This is a genomic window from Shimia isoporae (assembly GCF_004346865.1).
GTDB lineage: Bacteria > Pseudomonadota > Alphaproteobacteria > Rhodobacterales > Rhodobacteraceae > Shimia > Shimia isoporae.
Genome location: NZ_SMGR01000004.1, coordinates 50,369 through 67,832, shown reverse-complemented (window position 1 = coordinate 67,832; position 17,464 = coordinate 50,369). Strand labels below are relative to the sequence as shown.

Below are 17,464 nucleotides of genomic sequence, written 5' to 3'. Positions count from 1 at the left end.
CATCATGAGGTTCCGATGAACTCACCCTTCTTTAGTCTTCTGGTTTTGGCCGGGATCGCCGTGTTCCTGATCCTGCGATTGCGCAACGTTTTGGGAACGCGCGAAGGGTTTGAGCCGCCCCGCGAGGCCACTGTCGCGCCAGAACGCCGCGGACCTGATCTGGAAGTGATTGAGGGCGGTCCAGACCGCGACATCCTTGACCACGCGGAAGAAGGCAGTGAGAGCGCGATCGCGTTGGCAAAGATGAAATCGATCGAACCGCAGTTCGGGGTCAGCGATTTTTTGCAGGGCGCACGCGGAGCCTATGAGATGATCCTTATGGCTTTCGAAAAAGGGGACATGGCGTCGATCCTTCCGTTCCTGAGTGAAGACGTTTACGAGAGTTTCGCGCAGGTGGTGGATGGTCGTGAAGCACAAGGCTTGACCATTGAGGCCGAATTTATCGGTGTCCGCGAGATGATGCTGCACTCCGCCCGTTATGATGAACAGTCTGGAGAAGGTGAAATCTCGGTGAAATTTATCGGTGAGCTTACCTCTGTTGTGCGGGATCGCGCCGGGGAAATCATCGAAGGCAGTGAGACGCAGATCAAGCGCCAGAAAGACGTTTGGACCTTTGCCCGCGTGATGGGCTCTGATGACCCGAACTGGCAGCTTGTCGCCACGGGCGAATGATCCAGAGCTTACGGGCAGCACTGACCGCTGTCCTTGTGATGGCAGGAGGTACCGCGGTGTCCGAGACATCGCTAAAAATTCTGTCCTTTGAGGAACTTGACGGGTGGGCTGAGGATGATCACGAGGCCGCCCGTACCGTTTTTCTGAACACGTGCCAGGATTTTGATGCGCCGGACTGGCGCAGCGTTTGCTCTGCAGCGGCGGGCATCAAGGATGCTCGAAAGTTTTTTGAATTGCTGTTTCGTCCGGTGTTGATCGAGGATGGGGCGGAACCGCTTTTTACAGGCTACTTTGAACCGGAACTCAATGGAGCGCGAAGCCCTTACGGGCAATTCCGGTTTCCTGTTTATCGGATGCCGCCAGAAGCGCGAGGCGCGGGCCCATGGCTCACCCGTCGCGAACTTGAGACGTCGGGAGTATTAAAGGGGCGAGGGCTTGAGATTGCTTGGGTCGATGACTCGGTTGAATTGTTCTTTCTCCAAATCCAGGGTTCCGGCCGCATCAAGATGGCGGATGGATCAACGATCCGCGTTGGATATGGCGGTTCAAACGGCCGCAACTACAGTTCAATTGGGGCAGAGTTGGTTCGACGCGGCGTCTACAACCGTCATCAAGTGAGCGCGGAAGTGATCAAGAACTGGGTCCGCCGGAATCCTGTCGCAGGTGCCGAACTGCTGCGGCACAACGACTCTTATGTTTTCTTCCGTGAAGTGAACCGAGTGGCTGCCGACAAAGGCCCACTTGGTGCAATGAACAGATCGATTACAACCATGCGCACCGTTGCCGTGGATCCTAAATTTACACCGCTGGGTGCGCCCGTATGGCTGGAGAAAGACGGTGAAGGTCCAATGCGTCGCTTAATGATCGCACAAGACACCGGGTCTGCAATCAAGGGCGCGCAGCGTGCGGACATTTTCTTTGGAACCGGGGATGTTGCTGGCAAGGCGGCAGGTAAACTCAAAGACCCGGGCCGAATGGTAGTATTTCTGCCCATTCAACGGGCCTATGCGATGTTGCCGGAGTCCATTCTTTGAAACGGCGTAGACTATCGGATGACGACCTGGAGTTATGGCGCAAAGTAGCTCGCACAGCGGAGAGATTGGCGCCTGAGGCGCGGATCGTTGATGCGCCGGCTAAGACGAAACCCAAACCGAATGCAAAGAAACCGGCGGCGCGTCCTATCGCGACCTTCGAGGTTGGTTCAAAGGCGAGCACTGGGCGGTCAGGACATGATCTGTTGCCTGGTATTTCGGAGCGTATGGCGAAACAACCGGTTCAGATGGACAAAAAGGCCTTTGGAAAGCTGAAGCGTGGGAAACTGAAACCTGAGGCTCGAATTGATCTGCATGGTATGACTGCGCAGCAGGCACATGGGGCACTCAATCGATTTATTATGGGTGCGCACAGTGGTGGAAAACGGTTGGTTCTGGTGATTACCGGAAAAGGGAAAGACAAGTTTGATGACGGACCGATTCCGATCCGACGGGGCGTTCTGAAGCATCAAGTTCCACAATGGCTTGCCCTTCCACCGTTATCCGGCTGCGTGATGCAGGTGGCAGAAGCCCACATCAGCCACGGTGGTAGCGGTGCTTATTACGTCTATTTGAGGCGTCGCTAGCGAGAATGGGCATATCGGTTCATACCGAAAGCGACCATTGCGCAGACAAACAGAAAATACACCGCAACACCGAGATACTGTGTTTCAAGGCCAACACCGAGATCGATCAGTGTTCCTGTTATCGATGGACCGATTGCTGATCCCAAGACCATGACCGCCGCCGCTGCGGACTTGATCGCGCCAATGTGACGCGTGCCGTAAAACTCCGCCCAGAAGGCTGAGGTCAACGGTCCGTTGGCACCGGCTGTGAATCCCATGAGCACCAGACCAACGAAGACACCAATTGGCGTAGCGGCTGTCGCGAAAGCAATGAATGCCGCCACCATTGGAAGCTGAAACCATGGCAGTAACCGAGCCGTTCCGAGCCTGTCGAGCGCCCAACCGGATGCAAACATTGCGGCGACACCAACCAGTGTGAAAACGGGAAAGAGGGCAACGAGTTCAAAGTGTCCCCATCCTTTTATCTCTGCGTAGTGGACTTGCTGGAAGAAAAACGCGGTGCTGAAGGCTGATGGCCCTAATAGCGCAGGCACCATCAGCCAGAATAGTCCATGAGCGAGAGCCTGATTTCTGGTCCAGTGACGGTTCTCCATACCTTTAGAGTCGTCGGAAACTGCCATCGCGCTGGGCGTTCGTTCTTTCTTCAGAAGCCAGATAAGCAGGGGCACTCCGGCGATGGCGACGCTAGCAGAAATGACCCAGATACTCCGCCAAGTTTCAGCGCTCAGCAGCGAAACAACAATTATTGGCAGAAACGCTTCTCCGAACTTAAAGCCCAGACCTGAGATCGCAAGCGCGCGCCCTCGCGCCGCGGTAAACCATCGCGCCATTGCGACAACCGCAATATGACTGACCATTCCCTGCCCCAGAAATCGAAGCGCGAAGATGATGAACGGAAGGGTCCAAGCGGTGCGAGCACCAGCCATTGCAAGACAGGCGGCCGCGAGAACGGCCAGCACGATCGCCCCGAGTGCGCGTACGCGGAAATGATCTGTCAGCACACCAGCCCAGACCATGACAATCGCGGAAGCAAGTGTCCCGACGGCATAAATATTTCCCCAAGCGCTGTGGCTCAGGTCGAACGCCGTGCGGATCTCTCCCGCAAAGAGCGAAATGAAAAATGTTTGTCCGAAGCAAGACAGAAACGTGAGCAACACTCCGGCGGCGAGCCAGCGGACATTTTTCCGAAGAAAGTTGTCGCTGCCGATCATCGACTTGGACTGCTATCGGTCGGCACCAACTGAACCGACACGGCTTCGCCAACCACCTGAACACTTTTCTCTAAACTTTTCAGATTTTCGCGGTCCAGAGACTCCGTCAAAATCCGGAGAGCTCTACGGTCACGCACCAGTGAAATCAGAGCGGCAGACTCCGCGAAGAGCATGTGGTTGTTGTTTCCGGACATCGAGAACTTGGATACATCAATCAAGGTAATCGGCAGATCGCCAAGCTCGGTTGGATCGGTTATCTGACCCAGACGCAGGTTACTGCTGTTGACCCGGCTGGATAAGCGAAGAGCCCGATCATTTCGCGCAGCCATTATCATGAACGGCGTTGGAACCGACTTGAACTGTTCCATGCTTCTTAAGAAAACTTCGACGGGCATGTCCGGCGCGATGAACAGAAGTCCGCTGAGATTGCGTTCTGACCATCCAGGGCTGCGAATCTCCATTTGGCGTAGAGCTTCTGTGATCAGTAGAGAGCCGCGGCTGTGCCCGACAAGAACAAGCCGATCAGGTCCTTTGCGAGACAATGCTAAAAGCAGTTTCTCCAAATCGTCCCGAGCAAAAAGAACGCTTTCGCTGTCGTAATTGTACGCCAGCGCTCTGCCCGCGCTGGGCCAGCTGAAATTGACAACGGGAGCTGTGACCCCGAGGTCTTGTTTGATTTGGGCGACCCTAAACAGGGAATGGGCGTAGGAATTGTAGAAGCCATGTACGAATACCACGACCTCTGAACCGCCGCCGCTTTGCGTGCGAGACGCCCGACGGATTTCCGTGGCAAGTTCGTCAGCCGAGTCGAACTGTCGCTGGTCGGCAACAACGTAGTGTTCTGCAAAGTCCGGGCGATTGCTAATAGCTGGCGCATCTCCCGGACGGCGGTTAGCAGGCAACGAAATTGTCGTTTCAAGATAGGTCGGGCTGGTACTGCGTGATCTATCGTAGAAACCGGATGCATCCTGACCGCGGCTTGTGGCAACGAAAACACGCGTCTTTGCCGGGCTGTTCATGGCTTCCGGGTAGACTGGGGCATGCACGACTTCGCTGCATGCCGAAAGAAATCCCAGAAAACAAAAAAGCAACGCGATACGCACAGAAAAGTCCCGCCAAAGGTATTTGGCGGGACTATGCAGTGGTTCGCTTAAAGGGGCCAGCCGCAAAATCAGAGGACGTACCGGCTTACGTCAGTGGATTTTGCGAGGTTTCCGAGGTGTTTTTCGACGAATGCAGCATCAACGGTTACTTCAAGGCCAGATTGATCAGGTGCGGTAAAGCTGAGGTCCTCGAAAACGCGCTCCATAACGGTGTAGAGACGTCTTGCACCGATATTTTCCACGGATTGGTTCACCTCGGCAGCTATACGCGCAAGTGCGTGAATGCCTTCTTCTGTGAAGGTGACAGTGACCTCCTCGGTTCCCATCAGGGCAGTATATTGGCGCGTCAACGCGTTATCGGTTTCGGTCAGGATGCGCACAAAGTCTTTTTCGGTCAGCGCTCGCAGTTCGACGCGGATTGGCAAGCGCCCCTGCAACTCGGGCAACAGGTCGGATGGCTTTGCGATATGGAACGCGCCTGAAGCGATGAACAGAATGTGGTCCGTTTTCACGGCACCGTATTTGGTCGAAACCGTAGTGCCCTCGATAAGCGGAAGCAGGTCACGTTGAACGCCTTCGCGTGAAACATCACCACCTCGGGCTTCTTGACGAGCACAAACCTTGTCGATTTCGTCCAGAAAAACGATGCCGTTTTGCTCGACCGACTCCAGAGCCGCACGATTGACGGTCTCGTCGTCGAGCAACTTGTCTGCCTCGTCCGAGATCAGGATGTCGTAGCTTTCTGCCACGGTCATGGACTTGCGTGTGGTGCGCCCACCCATGGCTTTGCCGAAGAGGTCGCCAAGGTTCATCATGCCCATCTGGCTGCCGGGTTGACCGGGAATGTCAAAAAGACCGCCCATTGGGTTGGAGGTGTCAGCAACGTCCAGTTCGATCACAGTATCATCCAGCTCGCCTGACTTGAGTTTCTTGCGGAACATCTCGCGGGTACCTTCGCGGGCGTCAGAACCGGCAATCGCCTCGATCACGCGGTCTTCGGCGGCCTGGTGCGCCCGCGCTTTGACGTCTTCGCGCATATATTCCCGCGTCTGCAGGATAGCGGCATCCATCAGATCCCGGATGATTTGTTCCACGTCACGACCAACGTAGCCGACTTCGGTAAACTTGGTGGCTTCGACCTTGATGAATGGAGCCTTGGCAAGTTTTGCCAGCCGGCGGCTGATTTCGGTTTTGCCGACACCTGTCGGACCGATCATCAGGATGTTTTTCGGGTAGACCTCGTCGCGCAGGTCATCGGACAATTGTTTGCGACGCCAGCGATTGCGCAGCGCGACGGCGACGGCGCGCTTCGCGTCGTTCTGGCCGATGATGAAACGGTCGAGTTCGGAAACGATTTCGCGGGGGGTAAGATCGGTCACGAGAGCGCCTTTGTGAATTGTTCGTCGGTCATCATATCGTCGAACCACTCAGGGTAGCGACGTGCGGGTGCAGCAGCGGCGTTGATCGAGTCCATCTCCGCTTCGGAAAGTGAGATATTGGCAGCCGCAATACCGGATTCAAGTTGGCTTATCTTGGATGCGCCCAGGATCACAGTGTGATCGCGGCGTTTGTTCAGAATCCAGGCCTGTGCGATTTGCGCTGTGGTGGCACTGTGTTCTTCCGCAGCAGCGTTCAATGCGTTCAGTGTAGCCGTCGCCTGTTCCGGTGACACCTGTAGGAAATTTCCTTCTGTCAGACGTCCTTCGCCCTTTTCAAGGTCGGCGGGATCGTACTTACCAGTGAGTAGACCGCCAGCAAGTGGAGACCAAGCCATCAGGCCGACGCCCATTTCCTTGCCGAGCTTCAGTACGTCCACTTCGATATCGCGGCCAACTGCGTTGTAGAGATACTGGCCTGCAATGAATTGCTGCATGCCATTGTCACGTTGGAACTGGATCGCTCGAGCCAATTGCCATGCCGGCCAGTTTGAGACACCGATCTGACGGATCTTGCCGGCATCAATAAGGTTTTGAAGGGTGGAGAGAGTTTCTTGCAAAGGGGTGGTGAAGTCGGTTTTATGCAGAACCAGAAGATCGATCCATTCGGTTCCGAAACGGCGCAGGCTTCCTTCTACGGAGGCGATGATATGGCTGCGCGAAAGCCCTGCATCGGTGATCCTGTCGGATTGGCGAAATCCGAGTTTGGTACAGATCACTGCTTGATCCCGTTTTCCTTTTAACGCTTTGCCGAGGATGTCCTCGGCTTCGCCATTGGAATAGCCGTCAGCGCTGTCAAAGAAATTCACACCGCGATCCAACGCAAGATCGACCATCTGCTGAGCGTGTTGCAGGTCAACTTTGGCGACACCGGGGATCCAGTCGGAGCCGTGTGTAAAAGTCATTGTCCCTAAGGACATGCGGGAGACGACGAGGCCGGAATTGCCAAGACGTGTGTATTTCATATCGGTCATTTCTTTATAGATTCCACGGTCAGATTGCCGTTGGTGTAAACGCAGATGTCGCCAGCGATTGCCATTGCTTTGCGCGCAACTTCTTCTGCGGTCAGATCTGTGTCCATGAGGGCTCGGCCTGCAGCAAGCGCGTAGTTTCCGCCCGATCCAATCGCGGTTACATCGTGTTCTGGTTCAAGCACGTCGCCAGCACCGGTGATGACGAATATATCTGCCCCATCCGATACAATCAGCATGGCTTCCAGCTTTTGCAGGTACTTGTCTGTGCGCCAGTCCTTGGCCAGCTCTACAGATGCCCGAGCCAGCTGGCCGGGTGTCGCTTCGAGCTTTGCCTCAAGGCGTTCGAGTAGTGTGAATGCGTCGGCAGTTGAACCAGCGAAGCCGGCAACAACGTCGTAGCCGCCCGGCGACAGGCGACGCACTTTGCGGGCGGTGCCTTTGATGACGGTTTGACCGAGCGAAACCTGTCCGTCGCCGGCAATGACCACTTCACCGCCTTTTTTGACGCCCATAATTGTTGTGCCGTGCCAACCTGGGAATTGATCGTCTGACATAAAGCGCTCCTCGTTATTCCTGCCCTATATGAGCCCGCACTGCGAGTGAGGCAAGGGCGGGTCTTGCCCGTGAGCTTGCTTGTGCTTAGCGTCGCAAACATGAGCAGCTCCAATAAAGTCCGGTTCTATCTGCCTGAGGGCCTTCGACAAAGCGCCGAGGCGGGAGAGCATAACTTCCTGAATAAAGTGGCAGGGGTATTGCGGTCGGCAGACTTCGAAGTGGTTTTTGAGCCTCCACATTTGGCCGATCCGAGACGCAGCGGCTATTCTCTTTTTCACATGGAGCGACCGTTCACGCGCAATTCCGTGACCATACGACGGAACTATTACTATCCTTTCTGGCAAATCGAACGCACGCATGAGCGCTGGCATTGGGATGTGGCAAAAGCACGTTTCGATCCGGAGGGCATCGATCCTGATGAAGCGTTACGGTTCTATCGGTTCTGGCAAAAACGCCTCTATGACGAACCGCTTCACAATCTTGGCCACGACGGATTCGTCTATGTTCCGCTGCAGGGTAAAATTCTTGAGAAACGGTCGTTCCAGTACTGCAGCCCAGTCGAGATGATCGGCCACACTCTCGCGCAGGAACCAAATCGGAAAGTGATTGCTGCATTGCACCCCAAGGAAAGCTATTCCGAGGAGGAGTTTGCGGTTCTGGAACGGCTTGAAGCAGAGTATTCGCAGCTCGAATTACAAATGGGCGGTATGGAAGCACTGCTGCCACGTTGCGATTACGTGGTTTCGCAAAATTCCAGCGTGGCTTTCGCCGGGTTCTTCTTTGGAAAGCCCTGTGTGTTGTTTGGTCTGATTGATTTTCACCATATTGCGGCCAACGTCGAGCTTCTGGGTGTTTCTGAGGCGTTCAAAACGGTGCGGACCTCGGCACCGGACTATGCGCCGTACGTTTGGTGGTTTCTGCAAAAAATGTCGATAAATGCAGGACGACCCGAAGCCGAAGACCGTATCCGCGCGCGTTTTCAAACACTGGGATGGCCAGTCTAAACAAAAAGGCGCCCCAAAGGGACGCCTTTGAAATTTTATCGCTTTGCGATCATACGGAGTCGTCGATCCAGCTCTGCAGCGCGGCTTTTGGTGCTGCGCCCGCGCGGTTCGAGATAACCTGACCATCTTTGAAGATGAAGAGAGCGGGAATACCGCGAACGCCCAGTGCAGCTGCGGTGCCTGGGTTGCTGTCTACGTCGACCTTGGCAATTTTCACCTTACCGTCGTATTCGGCGGAAAGTTCTTCCAGCGCAGGGCCGATCTGCTTGCATGGGCCACACCATTCGGCCCAGAAATCGACGACAACAGGGACGTCGGAGTTGGTGACTTCTTGTTCAAAGGTGGCGTCGGTGACGGCGACGGTTGCCATTTGGGATCTCCTGAAAGAGGGAAGCTTTGGGTTCGAAAGAACCTAGGTTTGCGCGGTTACGGCGTCAAGGTATCCTGTGGTCATCAGAGAATTTGTCACAAGATCGTGTGTCAGCGGCATGTAGGTTGCCGTGCGCGTCCAGAGAATTCCTGTTTGGATTTCGCGGTTTGGATAGATTTGAGCGAGCGCGTGGGCATAGGCTCCCATTTGCCGCAGCAACCCTTCCGGCGTTTCTTCAGCCGTCGGGGGAACTGTTGCGTTGGTCTTGAAATCGATCGCAAGGATTCGGTTTGGCTCCACCACCAGGCGATCGATTATTCCGTGCATTCTCTGATCACCGAGTTCTGCTGTCAGAGGAACTTCTGCCAACGTCTGTGAAGCAAACAGCCACGCGAGTTCAGGCGCCGTCAAAACATCCGAAGCTTCGGCTAGGAGTTCCTGCATTTCGGCATCGGTTTCTAGCGAGAGGTCGTCTTGCAAAACCGCTGCTGCAATCTCCGGCCATTTGGATTGGTCGTGGTCCGGCAAGTGTTCCAGCAACAGGTGAATTTGGGAACCGCGGCGCATGGCGGCGTCTTCGTCGAGGCCCACGTCACCAGGAAGCGCTTTGGCACCTCCAAGACTAGAGGGCGACAAAGATGTTTTTGTCGGAACCGCCTCTGGAGCAGGTGTGGCGAGAAACTGAGGTAGGTCAGGCTTGGAAGTCTTTGTCGCGTCGATCGTTTTCTCGACGATCCCGGACCAGTCGCCATGATCAATGCGCAGACCCTCGCCACCAGGCATTGGGTGAGGCACGGCACCTGACCGCTTCATAGCTGTGCCGATAGTGTCGTACCAGCTTTTGCCGTCTTTACCGAGTTCGCCAGCAGCGGCAACAATCAGCCATTTTTCGGCTCGCGTCATGGCCACATAGAGCAGGCGCAGACGCTCTGCTTCTTGTTTCTGTGTCAAACCTTCGCGCGTGGCGTTCATCTGACTTGGCGCAGTATCTTTTGACATGCTCCAAAGCGCGGTGCCGTCAACATTCATCACTTGGGCATCGGAGCGGGTAATTCTGCGGCCTGTGTCGGGCATGATGACGATTGGCGCCTCAAGACCCTTGGAACCATGTACGGTCATAACACGGATGCGATTGGAGGCACTGTCCATCTGGCGTTTGATTTCCAGGTCGTCAGTCTCCATCCATTGCAGAAAACCAGTGAGACTTGGGATGGCCGATTTTTCATACGCCAGTGCCTGCGAAAGCAAAGCGTTTATCCCATCTTCAGCCTCACCACCGAGCCGTGACAGTAACTTGTTTCGTCCCTCGTGTCGCGTCAGGACGCGCTCGACCAGATCATATGGACGCAGGAAATCTGCTTGGCCGCGAAGGTCGTCAAGAACAGCGAGTGTCTCCGGGAAATTCTCCCGCTTTTTTCGCAAGGCTTCCCATAGGTATTGTTTCGGAGCGCGTCGATGAGCGAGGTCGAAGAGTTGTTGTTCGGACCACCCGAAAAGCGGGCTGCGTAGGATGGTGGCCAGCGAAAGATCATCTTCTGGCGTTGCAAGGAAGCTGAGCAAAGATCCCAAGTCCCTCACCGCCATTTCAGCGCCCACTTTCAGTCGGTCCGCGCCGGCGATGGCGAGACCCTCTGTTTTGCAGGCACGGATTATCTCGTGAAAAAGATCGGATCTCCTCTGAACTAGAATCAGGAAATCACCCTCGCGAACAGGCCGTTGCGAAAACATGCCATCCTTGTTTCTTGTTGAAGCGATTGTGGCACCGTCATCGATCATCCGTCTTATCTGTTTGGCCACTCGGCGAGCAAGAATTACGGAGTGATGGGTGTCCGCGAGACGATCCACAGGATCGAACCAATCATCTTTTTCCGGCTTTTGAGTGGGTTCGACCACAGGCCAAAGATCTACCCTGCCGGGCATCTGTTCATGAAAGGCGATGTGGCGATTGCCTTCCGGAAAACCCGCAGCAACGTTATCTTTAAACGTCTCATCCACAAGGTTCAGAACCGCTGGAGAAGACCGGAACGAGTATTCCAAACTCAGGTCCTGAAGGGCGTGGCCAGACGGTTCAAGTCGTGCCGCGAACTCGCCGCGCATTCGGTCGAACTCCGCGGGATCTGCACCTTGAAAGCTGTATATCGACTGTTTCTTGTCTCCGACCACAAAGATCGTCCGCGTAATGTCTGATCGTGCGCCAGATCCGGACGTAAATTCTTGTGCGAGCCTTTCTATGACTTGCCATTGGACGGGGCTGGTGTCTTGAGCTTCGTCGACCAGGATATGATCGATACCCCCGTCCAATCGGTACAAAACCCATTCAGCCACATTGCGGTCACTCAGAAGCGCGCGGGCGCGCAGGATCAGATCGTCAAAGTCGAGCCAGCCCCGAAGTTGTTTTTGGTGATCATAGTGTTGGACAAATTTGTGCGCGAACCGATGTAAGGCAAGACTTCTGTCGATTGCCGTTACGGCGATGCGGCTTTCACGAGCGGCTTCAACACGGAGCATCAAAGATTGGAGTTTGGCGATAAGTTCGGGATTGGCCGCTTGCAACTTCTTGGTGGGAAAGGCTCCCATTTTGGCCGAAAACGGTTCTTTTGACCCTGCACCAGTGAGAAAAACGTCTTCTAGAACGGCAAGTGTTGCCGCGTCGCATTCCGTGAGTGTTTGTAGTTTGTCGGCCGCTTTGTTGTCGTTCACACCGCCGGTTCGCAAAAGCGCGACCAAAGCCTGTAGGAGATCCAACTCTCCACCCAAAAAGACCGAATCCAGCACCAAAGCCGCGGTGATGTCTGGTGCGACATCAAAAAGGGAACATAATTCAGCACGTGATTTGGGGGTCCGAAAGAGATCGGCCTTGCGAGTGATTTCCCCCGTCAGACCTTCAAGGTCCTGACCCGTAAAATATCGTGCCAAATCCTCAATGAGCGGGGCGTCGCTACCGCTTGCCATGTCTTCTACGATCTCTTCCCGCAAGAGCGCTGCAGCCCGGTCTTCCATCTCGGAAAACAAAGGTGAAACTCCTGCTTCGAGAGGGAAACGCCGAAGAAGTGATGCGCAAAAGGAGTGGATCGTCTGAATTTTCAAGCCACCGGGGGTTTCAATGGCTCTTGCAAAAAGCGTTCGCGCATTGGCCAGACTTTCAGGAGCAGGTCGGGAACCTGCACCAAGATCTGCCAATTCATGGGCAAGTGCCTCGTCATCCTTCATTGCCCAGCTGCCAAGTCGAGCAAAAAGCCGGTTTTGCATCTCGCTGGCGGCGGCCTTGGTATAGGTCAGGCAGAGAATATGCTGAGGTAACACGCCCTCAAGTAAAAGGCGTGCCACGCGATCGGTCAGAACGCGCGTCTTGCCCGACCCTGCATTCGCAGAAAGCCAAGTACTCGCATCCGGACGGGCTGCCGTGATTTGGCGGCGGGAGGCGTCGTTCATCTGTGTCATATCAACACCTCCGGCTTCGGATCATCTGTCGCATCCCATTCTCCAAAACGCGCCAGTTGATCGTAGTCGCTTTCGTCTGCCTCGGTGCGCATAGCACGCCGGGCTGTGAAGCCTTTTCCGTCAGTAAGGTAGGCACCGATGAGGCGGGTGAATTCCTCCCAGACCCTTTCGGGTGGTGTTTCGGCCAGCGGCGCTGGTTGATCTTTGGGTTTAGGACCGAGACCAATATAAATGGCATCTGCAACGTCTGCCGGATCGATTTCGGCAAACGCGCCATGCTCGGCCATCGCAGCTTCTAGAAGCAGTTGTTTGTCAAAATAGGTTTGCTCGTCAGCACTTGGCGGAGTCCCGGTCTTGTAGTCATAAAGGATGAGGTCTCCGTCCGGGGTTCGATCCAATCTGTCAGCGGTGCCGGTGAGCGTGAAGTCGAGTTCTTCAATCCGGTCTTGGGCCCGTGCCTCAAAAGCAAATGGCAAAGCCCGTTGGCGGCGTAAGGCTTCCTGCGCGACAATATGGTCTGCAATCCGCTCGAGCCTTGCCTTCCAAAGCGCGCGGGCCGTGGGCCAAGGCACGTTTTTGGCAAGAACAGTCTCTGATATTGCCATCAAGCGTTCGCGTGTGACTGAAATACCGTTGTCGGCACTTTCCTTGATCAGTTGCTCCAGGATTTCGTGAACAACGATACCGCGCAGCAGTGCGTCGGGAGTCCGCATCAAAGGGTCCATCGGTCGAAGTCGAAGGACGTGTTTGGCGTAAATCGCGTAGGGATCCCGTATCAGCCTCTTAATTTCAGTCACTGAAAGACGATGAGGGCGAGCGGCTTTTGGTGGTACGGGAGAGGGCCGTGTTTCCGGAAGTACTTCGCGAAAGGTTTCAAGTGTGCGCACATGGTTTATCCATTCTCGTCCGCGGTTCCGCATATCCTCAAGCGCCTCGGGACCGTTCTGTTCTGGCAAGCCGCCAAGCAAGTTGAGCAGTCTGTTGACCCAGCGCGAGGGCACGGTTTCCGCTTCATCAGACCGGATGGAACGGGTGATCCAAACTTCGGGCGCGCACACCGCTTGCTGAAAGTCATGCGCAGACAGGCCAATGCGCCGCTCTGGCAACAAAAGTCCGGCGTCGTGCCGCATTTTGCGATTGAGCCAAGGGTCGGGGTTCGGAGATTCAGGCCAGCTTCCTTCGTTCAGACCACCAAGTATGACAAGGTCAGCACCCTGTACGCGGGCCTCTAGGGTGCCCCAAATCAAGATGTTCGGGTGGCCTTCATCACGATCACGTACTTCTTCTCTGGCCAAAATTGCGCCAAACATGTCGCTGTAGTCCGAGGCGGAAATGGGACCAGCTACGTCAGAGTGCCTGCGAAGCTCTTCGATGACCTGCGCGGCCTTTCTCCCCGATCCCTCAAGCCATAATTCACCTGAACCGTCGCTTTGTCCGCCAGCAATTTGCTCTGCGAGCTTGATGTGACTTTCAAGCCGCTGGGCAAGGTCCACATCACCAGTCCATTCCTTGTTGCAGAAGCTGGTGACCAGCCAGTCCATCCAGGTGTCTTTGACAAAATCCTGTGTCCGCCCCCACCCGAGCAAAGAGTCCGCGTCCGGATAGGTTATCGCTTTGCGTCTGATCCAGAGTTCCAATTCACGGGTCCAGAGCAAGTGATTGCCGCGCTCTGCGCCGCTATGAGTAAGTGGATGTTTCAGCAGAGCCAGAAGTGTCTCGGAGGTCAATTTTCGCTGAAATAGAGACGAAACATGCCTCAGGAATCGGCCAGGGGGAGACAGTTGCAAGGGTTGGCCGGCACTGTCGTCCGGTATCAGGCGCCACCGGTCAAGGGCAGCAGACACCTGACGGGTCAGCATGCGGTCTGGGGTGATCAGGGCGCAAGTCTGACCTTCCTCGGCGGCCTTACGCATGCGTGCAGCTATGGTGAGAGCTTCTTCGCGTTGAGTGGTTGCCTCGATGAGCGTCAGGTCTTTTACAGCGTTGCTCAGACTTCCAAGAGATGGCCCTTCTCTCAACCACTGATCGGTAACCGGAGCTGGGCGCAAGGCGAGTGAAATCAGTTTGTTTCGCGCCGGGTTTGGCGGGTTGCATTCGTGCCACGGCTGCACTTTCTGTGGTCCGATACTCACAGCGTCCATCAATCTGCGGAACCGAAACTGAGGATGGTCTTCAGCTTCTAGTGCATCCGACATCCGGTCCCAAACATTGGAAGGCATGTCTGTATCAAAACCAGGAAGGACAACCGCCCCCTGTGGCAGCTTGGCAACCGCCTGCATAAGCAACATCATCGTACCGCGTGATCCCGTAGAGCCCGCAAGGACGACGGGATGTTGCGGTGGGTTGTCTGCCCACTTCGCGACCAATCGCTCTATGGCCAGCCGCTGTCTTGCTTCTTGGCCGGGCGCGGTGTCCACATTTTCAAGAAAGTGCCGCGCGATCGCAAAGAAATGTTGTGCTCGAGCCCAATGCCCGGACTGGTCAGAAACGTCGAGCGTTTCAATGACGTCAATAGGCACACCCTCGCCAGCCATTTCGTCAAAGAGCCCGGCAAGGCTGTCAGCGAGATCGTAGATGGATGCCCGCGACGCCAAGTCCGGTTCCTGGTCCAGCAAGCGTGTAATCAGCTGAATGAGTTCGAAGCGTTGCCGCAACGGCGAAACCGCCGGAGGAAGATCGGCGGCAACGCCTCTAGAGAAATCGCCGAGGACCCGGATACGTGGCAAGAGAATGGCGGGTCCGTCGTCGAACAGCGATGATACCCGACGTGCCATGCGCGATGTGTTGAGTATAACGTCGACCCTTGCAGTGTCCTCAGGTGGTTTTCCTGAAAGGCGGAATCGTAAACCGTCGACAAGAGCCTTCGGAAAGTCTGCGCCGGGCTGGACGCCAAAAACTCTGGGTATGTCTGTTGGTTCAAACATCGGTTTCGCTCAAAAGGTTTTCGGCCAGTATGATGCCTTCGGGGGATCCCACATCACACCACTTTCCGGAATAGGAGACTCCGAAGAGGCGGCCGTTGGCAAGTATTCGATCCCAAAGACGGTTGAGCGAGAAGGCCGCTTGTTCAATATCAAATAGGCCGTCCGTCCGCAGAATTTGTACGCCACCATAAATCACCCCTGGGCCGCGTTTCAGGAGACCGTTCTCGGCAAGAGTAAAGTCCCCCTGCCCTTTATGGCCTAGTGCGGAACCTGGCGGCACGCAGACAAGCAAAGCGTCCATGACATCGGGGTACCAGGCATCGAGTGCAACTTGGAAGGGGTTTGGGCCATGCCAGATGGCGTCTGTGTTAGAGGTAAAAACCGGATTGGAATCAAGCAAAGGCAAAGCTTGGCGCAGTCCTCCGCCGGTTTCGAGAATGTTTGGTGTTTCGTTGGAAACCACCACACTGGTGCCCTCTAAGTGGCGTTCGATCTGGTTGGACAAATAATGTGTGTTGGCAACGATGGTAGCTGGATCCACTTTGCGCGCGAGGTCTAAGGTGTGATCGATTAACGCCTTTCCCGCCACCTTCACCAACGGTTTCGGTGTGTTTGCGGTCAAGGCTCCCATACGGGTGCCGAATCCGGCTGCAAAGAGCATTACGGCATTGGGAAAGTCGCGCATTTTTCTTTCAGTTTTTTCAGAGTTTGAGGTGTGGGATCCGGCAAAGTCCGACGCAAAAGTCCAGCGACAGGAACAAGGGCCGGATGGTCCAGGTCACGCATCAAAAGACTGTAAACGCGAGGAATGAATTGCAAGTAGTGTGGTTTCCCAAAATGCATACACAACCGCGCGAAAACACCAAGGATGCGCAGGTTTCTCTGTGCGCCTAAAACATGATAAGCGGCTAAAAAGTCTTCGGGGTCCTGTCCGGATCGAGAGATATAGCGGGACAATAGGACTGCCTCGACATCTTTGGGAACGTCTCGTCGAGCGTCCTGCAACAGTGAGACGAGATCATAGGCGGGATGGGCAATCTTTGCGTCCTGAAAGTCAATCACTCCAACGCGGGCGGTGCCAGCGCGGTCGGGTAGCCAAAGAAGGTTTTCCACATGATAGTCGCGGTGCATGAAAACCGATGGCGGCGCGACATGCTCCTGTAAAATTCTTGGAAAGACATCATTGAGCTCCTCCAAGGCGTCCGCCCAGGAACTGTCCGCGCCGTGAGTGTACCAGCTGAAAGCGAGGTCTATCATTGACGCCATTGTCGATGCGTCAAACGGTTCCAGAGTATCTGGTGGCGTGTTGCTGTGGAGGTGCAAAAGGACGTCCGTCGCGGCCTGATACAGTTCTAACTCCCTGTTTGGCTCGGTCGCCATCAGTTTGGCAAACAGAGCGTCGCCCAGATCTTCGATGATGAGAAATCCTCGTGAAACATCTGCTTCGAGGATATCAGGAGCAGATACTCCGACGTCGCGGAGATATTGTGCGATTTCGATAAACGGGCGCACGTCTTCGCCTTTTTCCGGTGGCGCGTCCATTAATATCGACGTGGCACCGTTTGGTTTCTTTAATCGGTCGTAGCGTCTGTTGGAGGCGTCTCCTGCAACAATAGTGCGACTGGCATCCCGCCAGTCGGTTTGTTCAACGAATTGTGCCAGCAGATCGGAACGGTCAGGCATCGACAAGCGCCTTGATCAACGTCTTCCAGCGCGGCGAGGGGCTGAACAAGTTGAGTAAACGGGTGCCTGCCTCGTGGCCAAGTTGGAATTGCACCGTCAAGGCATCTTCGGGTTTCAACTCGGCAAGTCGGTCTGGCCATTCTACCAGACAGATAGCTTCATCAAATGCATCAACCAGACCCAGCTCGACCACTTCGTCCGGAGACGTGAGCCGATAGAGGTCGGCATGCCAAATTTCGCATTCCGTTGTTTCGTATACCTGAACCAACGTGAATGTAGGGGACGGAACGTCTTCGACCACATCGAGCAGTGATTGAATCATGCTGCGTGCAAAGTGTGTTTTCCCTGCACCGATGTCCCCTTCGAGCAACACAACATCCCCTGGTTTGAGGTGCGCTCCAAGGCGCACCGCCAAAGCGGCTGTTTCATCCGCAGAAGAAAGTGAGATCGACGTCATTGCGTCAATTTACATT

At 55.1% G+C, this 17,464-nt stretch carries 15 protein-coding genes; 4 read left to right on the top strand and 11 right to left on the bottom strand.

Going from position 1 to position 17,464, the window contains the following annotated elements; genetic code table 11:
* The first annotated feature begins 15 nt into the window (after nucleotides 1-15).
* Genes BXY66_RS17190 through BXY66_RS17180 form a run of 3 tightly spaced genes read left to right on the top strand, consistent with a single transcriptional unit; the run spans nucleotide 16 to nucleotide 2,290 of the window.
* The gene (locus tag BXY66_RS17190; protein WP_132861640.1) at nucleotides 16-672 is read left to right on the top strand and encodes a Tim44/TimA family putative adaptor protein; all 657 of its coding nucleotides are present in this window, start codon (nucleotides 16-18) and stop codon (nucleotides 670-672) included.
* The gene (gene mltA, locus BXY66_RS17185; RefSeq protein ID WP_132861639.1) at nucleotides 669-1,706 is read left to right on the top strand and encodes a murein transglycosylase A; all 1,038 of its coding nucleotides are present in this window, start codon (nucleotides 669-671) and stop codon (nucleotides 1,704-1,706) included. Before BXY66_RS17190 ends, mltA begins: the two co-directional genes overlap by 4 nt.
* Nucleotides 1,703-2,290: a Smr/MutS family protein gene (locus BXY66_RS17180; protein ID WP_132861638.1), complete on the top strand. Its 588-nt coding sequence runs from the start codon at nucleotides 1,703-1,705 to the stop codon at nucleotides 2,288-2,290. Before mltA ends, BXY66_RS17180 begins: the two co-directional genes overlap by 4 nt.
* Here the strand turns inward: BXY66_RS17180 and BXY66_RS17175 are convergent.
* From BXY66_RS17175 to hslV, 5 genes are all read right to left on the bottom strand, one after another.
* Nucleotides 2,287-3,501, bottom strand: a complete 1,215-nt coding sequence (locus tag BXY66_RS17175) for an MFS transporter (protein ID WP_132861637.1) — start codon at nucleotides 3,499-3,501, stop codon at nucleotides 2,287-2,289. The genes BXY66_RS17180 and BXY66_RS17175 overlap by 4 nt on opposite strands.
* Entirely contained in the window at nucleotides 3,498-4,520 is a 1,023-nt protein-coding gene (locus BXY66_RS17170; protein ID WP_165929229.1) for an alpha/beta hydrolase, read from the bottom strand. The genes BXY66_RS17175 and BXY66_RS17170 overlap by 4 nt, the downstream gene beginning before the upstream one ends.
* Nucleotides 4,521-4,672: 152 nt before the next feature.
* Nucleotides 4,673-5,983 (bottom strand): ATP-dependent protease ATPase subunit HslU, encoded by a 1,311-nt coding sequence (gene hslU, locus BXY66_RS17165; RefSeq protein ID WP_132861635.1) that lies wholly within the window; start codon nucleotides 5,981-5,983, stop codon nucleotides 4,673-4,675.
* Nucleotides 5,980-7,014, bottom strand: a complete 1,035-nt coding sequence (locus BXY66_RS17160) for an aldo/keto reductase (RefSeq protein WP_132861634.1) — start codon at nucleotides 7,012-7,014, stop codon at nucleotides 5,980-5,982. The genes hslU and BXY66_RS17160 overlap by 4 nt, the downstream gene beginning before the upstream one ends.
* Complete coding sequence (gene hslV / locus BXY66_RS17155; RefSeq protein WP_132861633.1) at nucleotides 7,011-7,568, bottom strand: ATP-dependent protease subunit HslV; 558 nt, start codon at nucleotides 7,566-7,568, stop codon at nucleotides 7,011-7,013. The genes BXY66_RS17160 and hslV overlap by 4 nt, the downstream gene beginning before the upstream one ends.
* A gap of 99 nt (nucleotides 7,569-7,667) precedes the next feature.
* On the opposite strand from hslV, the gene BXY66_RS17150 reads away from it, so the two are divergent.
* Nucleotides 7,668-8,573 (top strand): hypothetical protein, encoded by a 906-nt coding sequence (locus BXY66_RS17150; protein ID WP_132861631.1) that lies wholly within the window; start codon nucleotides 7,668-7,670, stop codon nucleotides 8,571-8,573.
* Between the two features lie 49 nt (nucleotides 8,574-8,622).
* Here the strand turns inward: BXY66_RS17150 and trxA are convergent, their stop codons facing one another.
* Genes trxA through tsaE form a run of 6 tightly spaced genes read right to left on the bottom strand, consistent with a single transcriptional unit; the run spans nucleotide 8,623 to nucleotide 17,448 of the window.
* A complete protein-coding gene (gene trxA, locus BXY66_RS17145; RefSeq protein ID WP_132861630.1) occupies nucleotides 8,623-8,943 on the bottom strand; it encodes a thioredoxin in 321 nt (106 codons plus the stop codon).
* Between the two features lie 42 nt (nucleotides 8,944-8,985).
* Complete coding sequence (addA, locus tag BXY66_RS17140) at nucleotides 8,986-12,384, bottom strand: double-strand break repair helicase AddA (protein WP_132861629.1); 3,399 nt, start codon at nucleotides 12,382-12,384, stop codon at nucleotides 8,986-8,988.
* The gene (addB, locus tag BXY66_RS17135) at nucleotides 12,381-15,308 is read right to left on the bottom strand and encodes a double-strand break repair protein AddB (RefSeq protein WP_132861628.1); all 2,928 of its coding nucleotides are present in this window, start codon (nucleotides 15,306-15,308) and stop codon (nucleotides 12,381-12,383) included. Before addB ends, addA begins: the two co-directional genes overlap by 4 nt.
* The gene (locus BXY66_RS17130; RefSeq protein ID WP_132861627.1) at nucleotides 15,301-15,993 is read right to left on the bottom strand and encodes a nucleotidyltransferase family protein; all 693 of its coding nucleotides are present in this window, start codon (nucleotides 15,991-15,993) and stop codon (nucleotides 15,301-15,303) included. Before BXY66_RS17130 ends, addB begins: the two co-directional genes overlap by 8 nt.
* Nucleotides 15,969-16,991: an aminoglycoside phosphotransferase family protein gene (locus tag BXY66_RS17125; RefSeq protein ID WP_132861626.1), complete on the bottom strand. Its 1,023-nt coding sequence runs from the start codon at nucleotides 16,989-16,991 to the stop codon at nucleotides 15,969-15,971. Before BXY66_RS17125 ends, BXY66_RS17130 begins: the two co-directional genes overlap by 25 nt.
* On the bottom strand, nucleotides 16,984-17,448 hold the full coding sequence (gene tsaE, locus BXY66_RS17120; RefSeq protein ID WP_132861625.1) for a tRNA (adenosine(37)-N6)-threonylcarbamoyltransferase complex ATPase subunit type 1 TsaE: 465 nt from the start codon (nucleotides 17,446-17,448) through the stop codon (nucleotides 16,984-16,986). Before tsaE ends, BXY66_RS17125 begins: the two co-directional genes overlap by 8 nt.
* Between the last annotated feature and the right edge of the window lie 16 nt (nucleotides 17,449-17,464).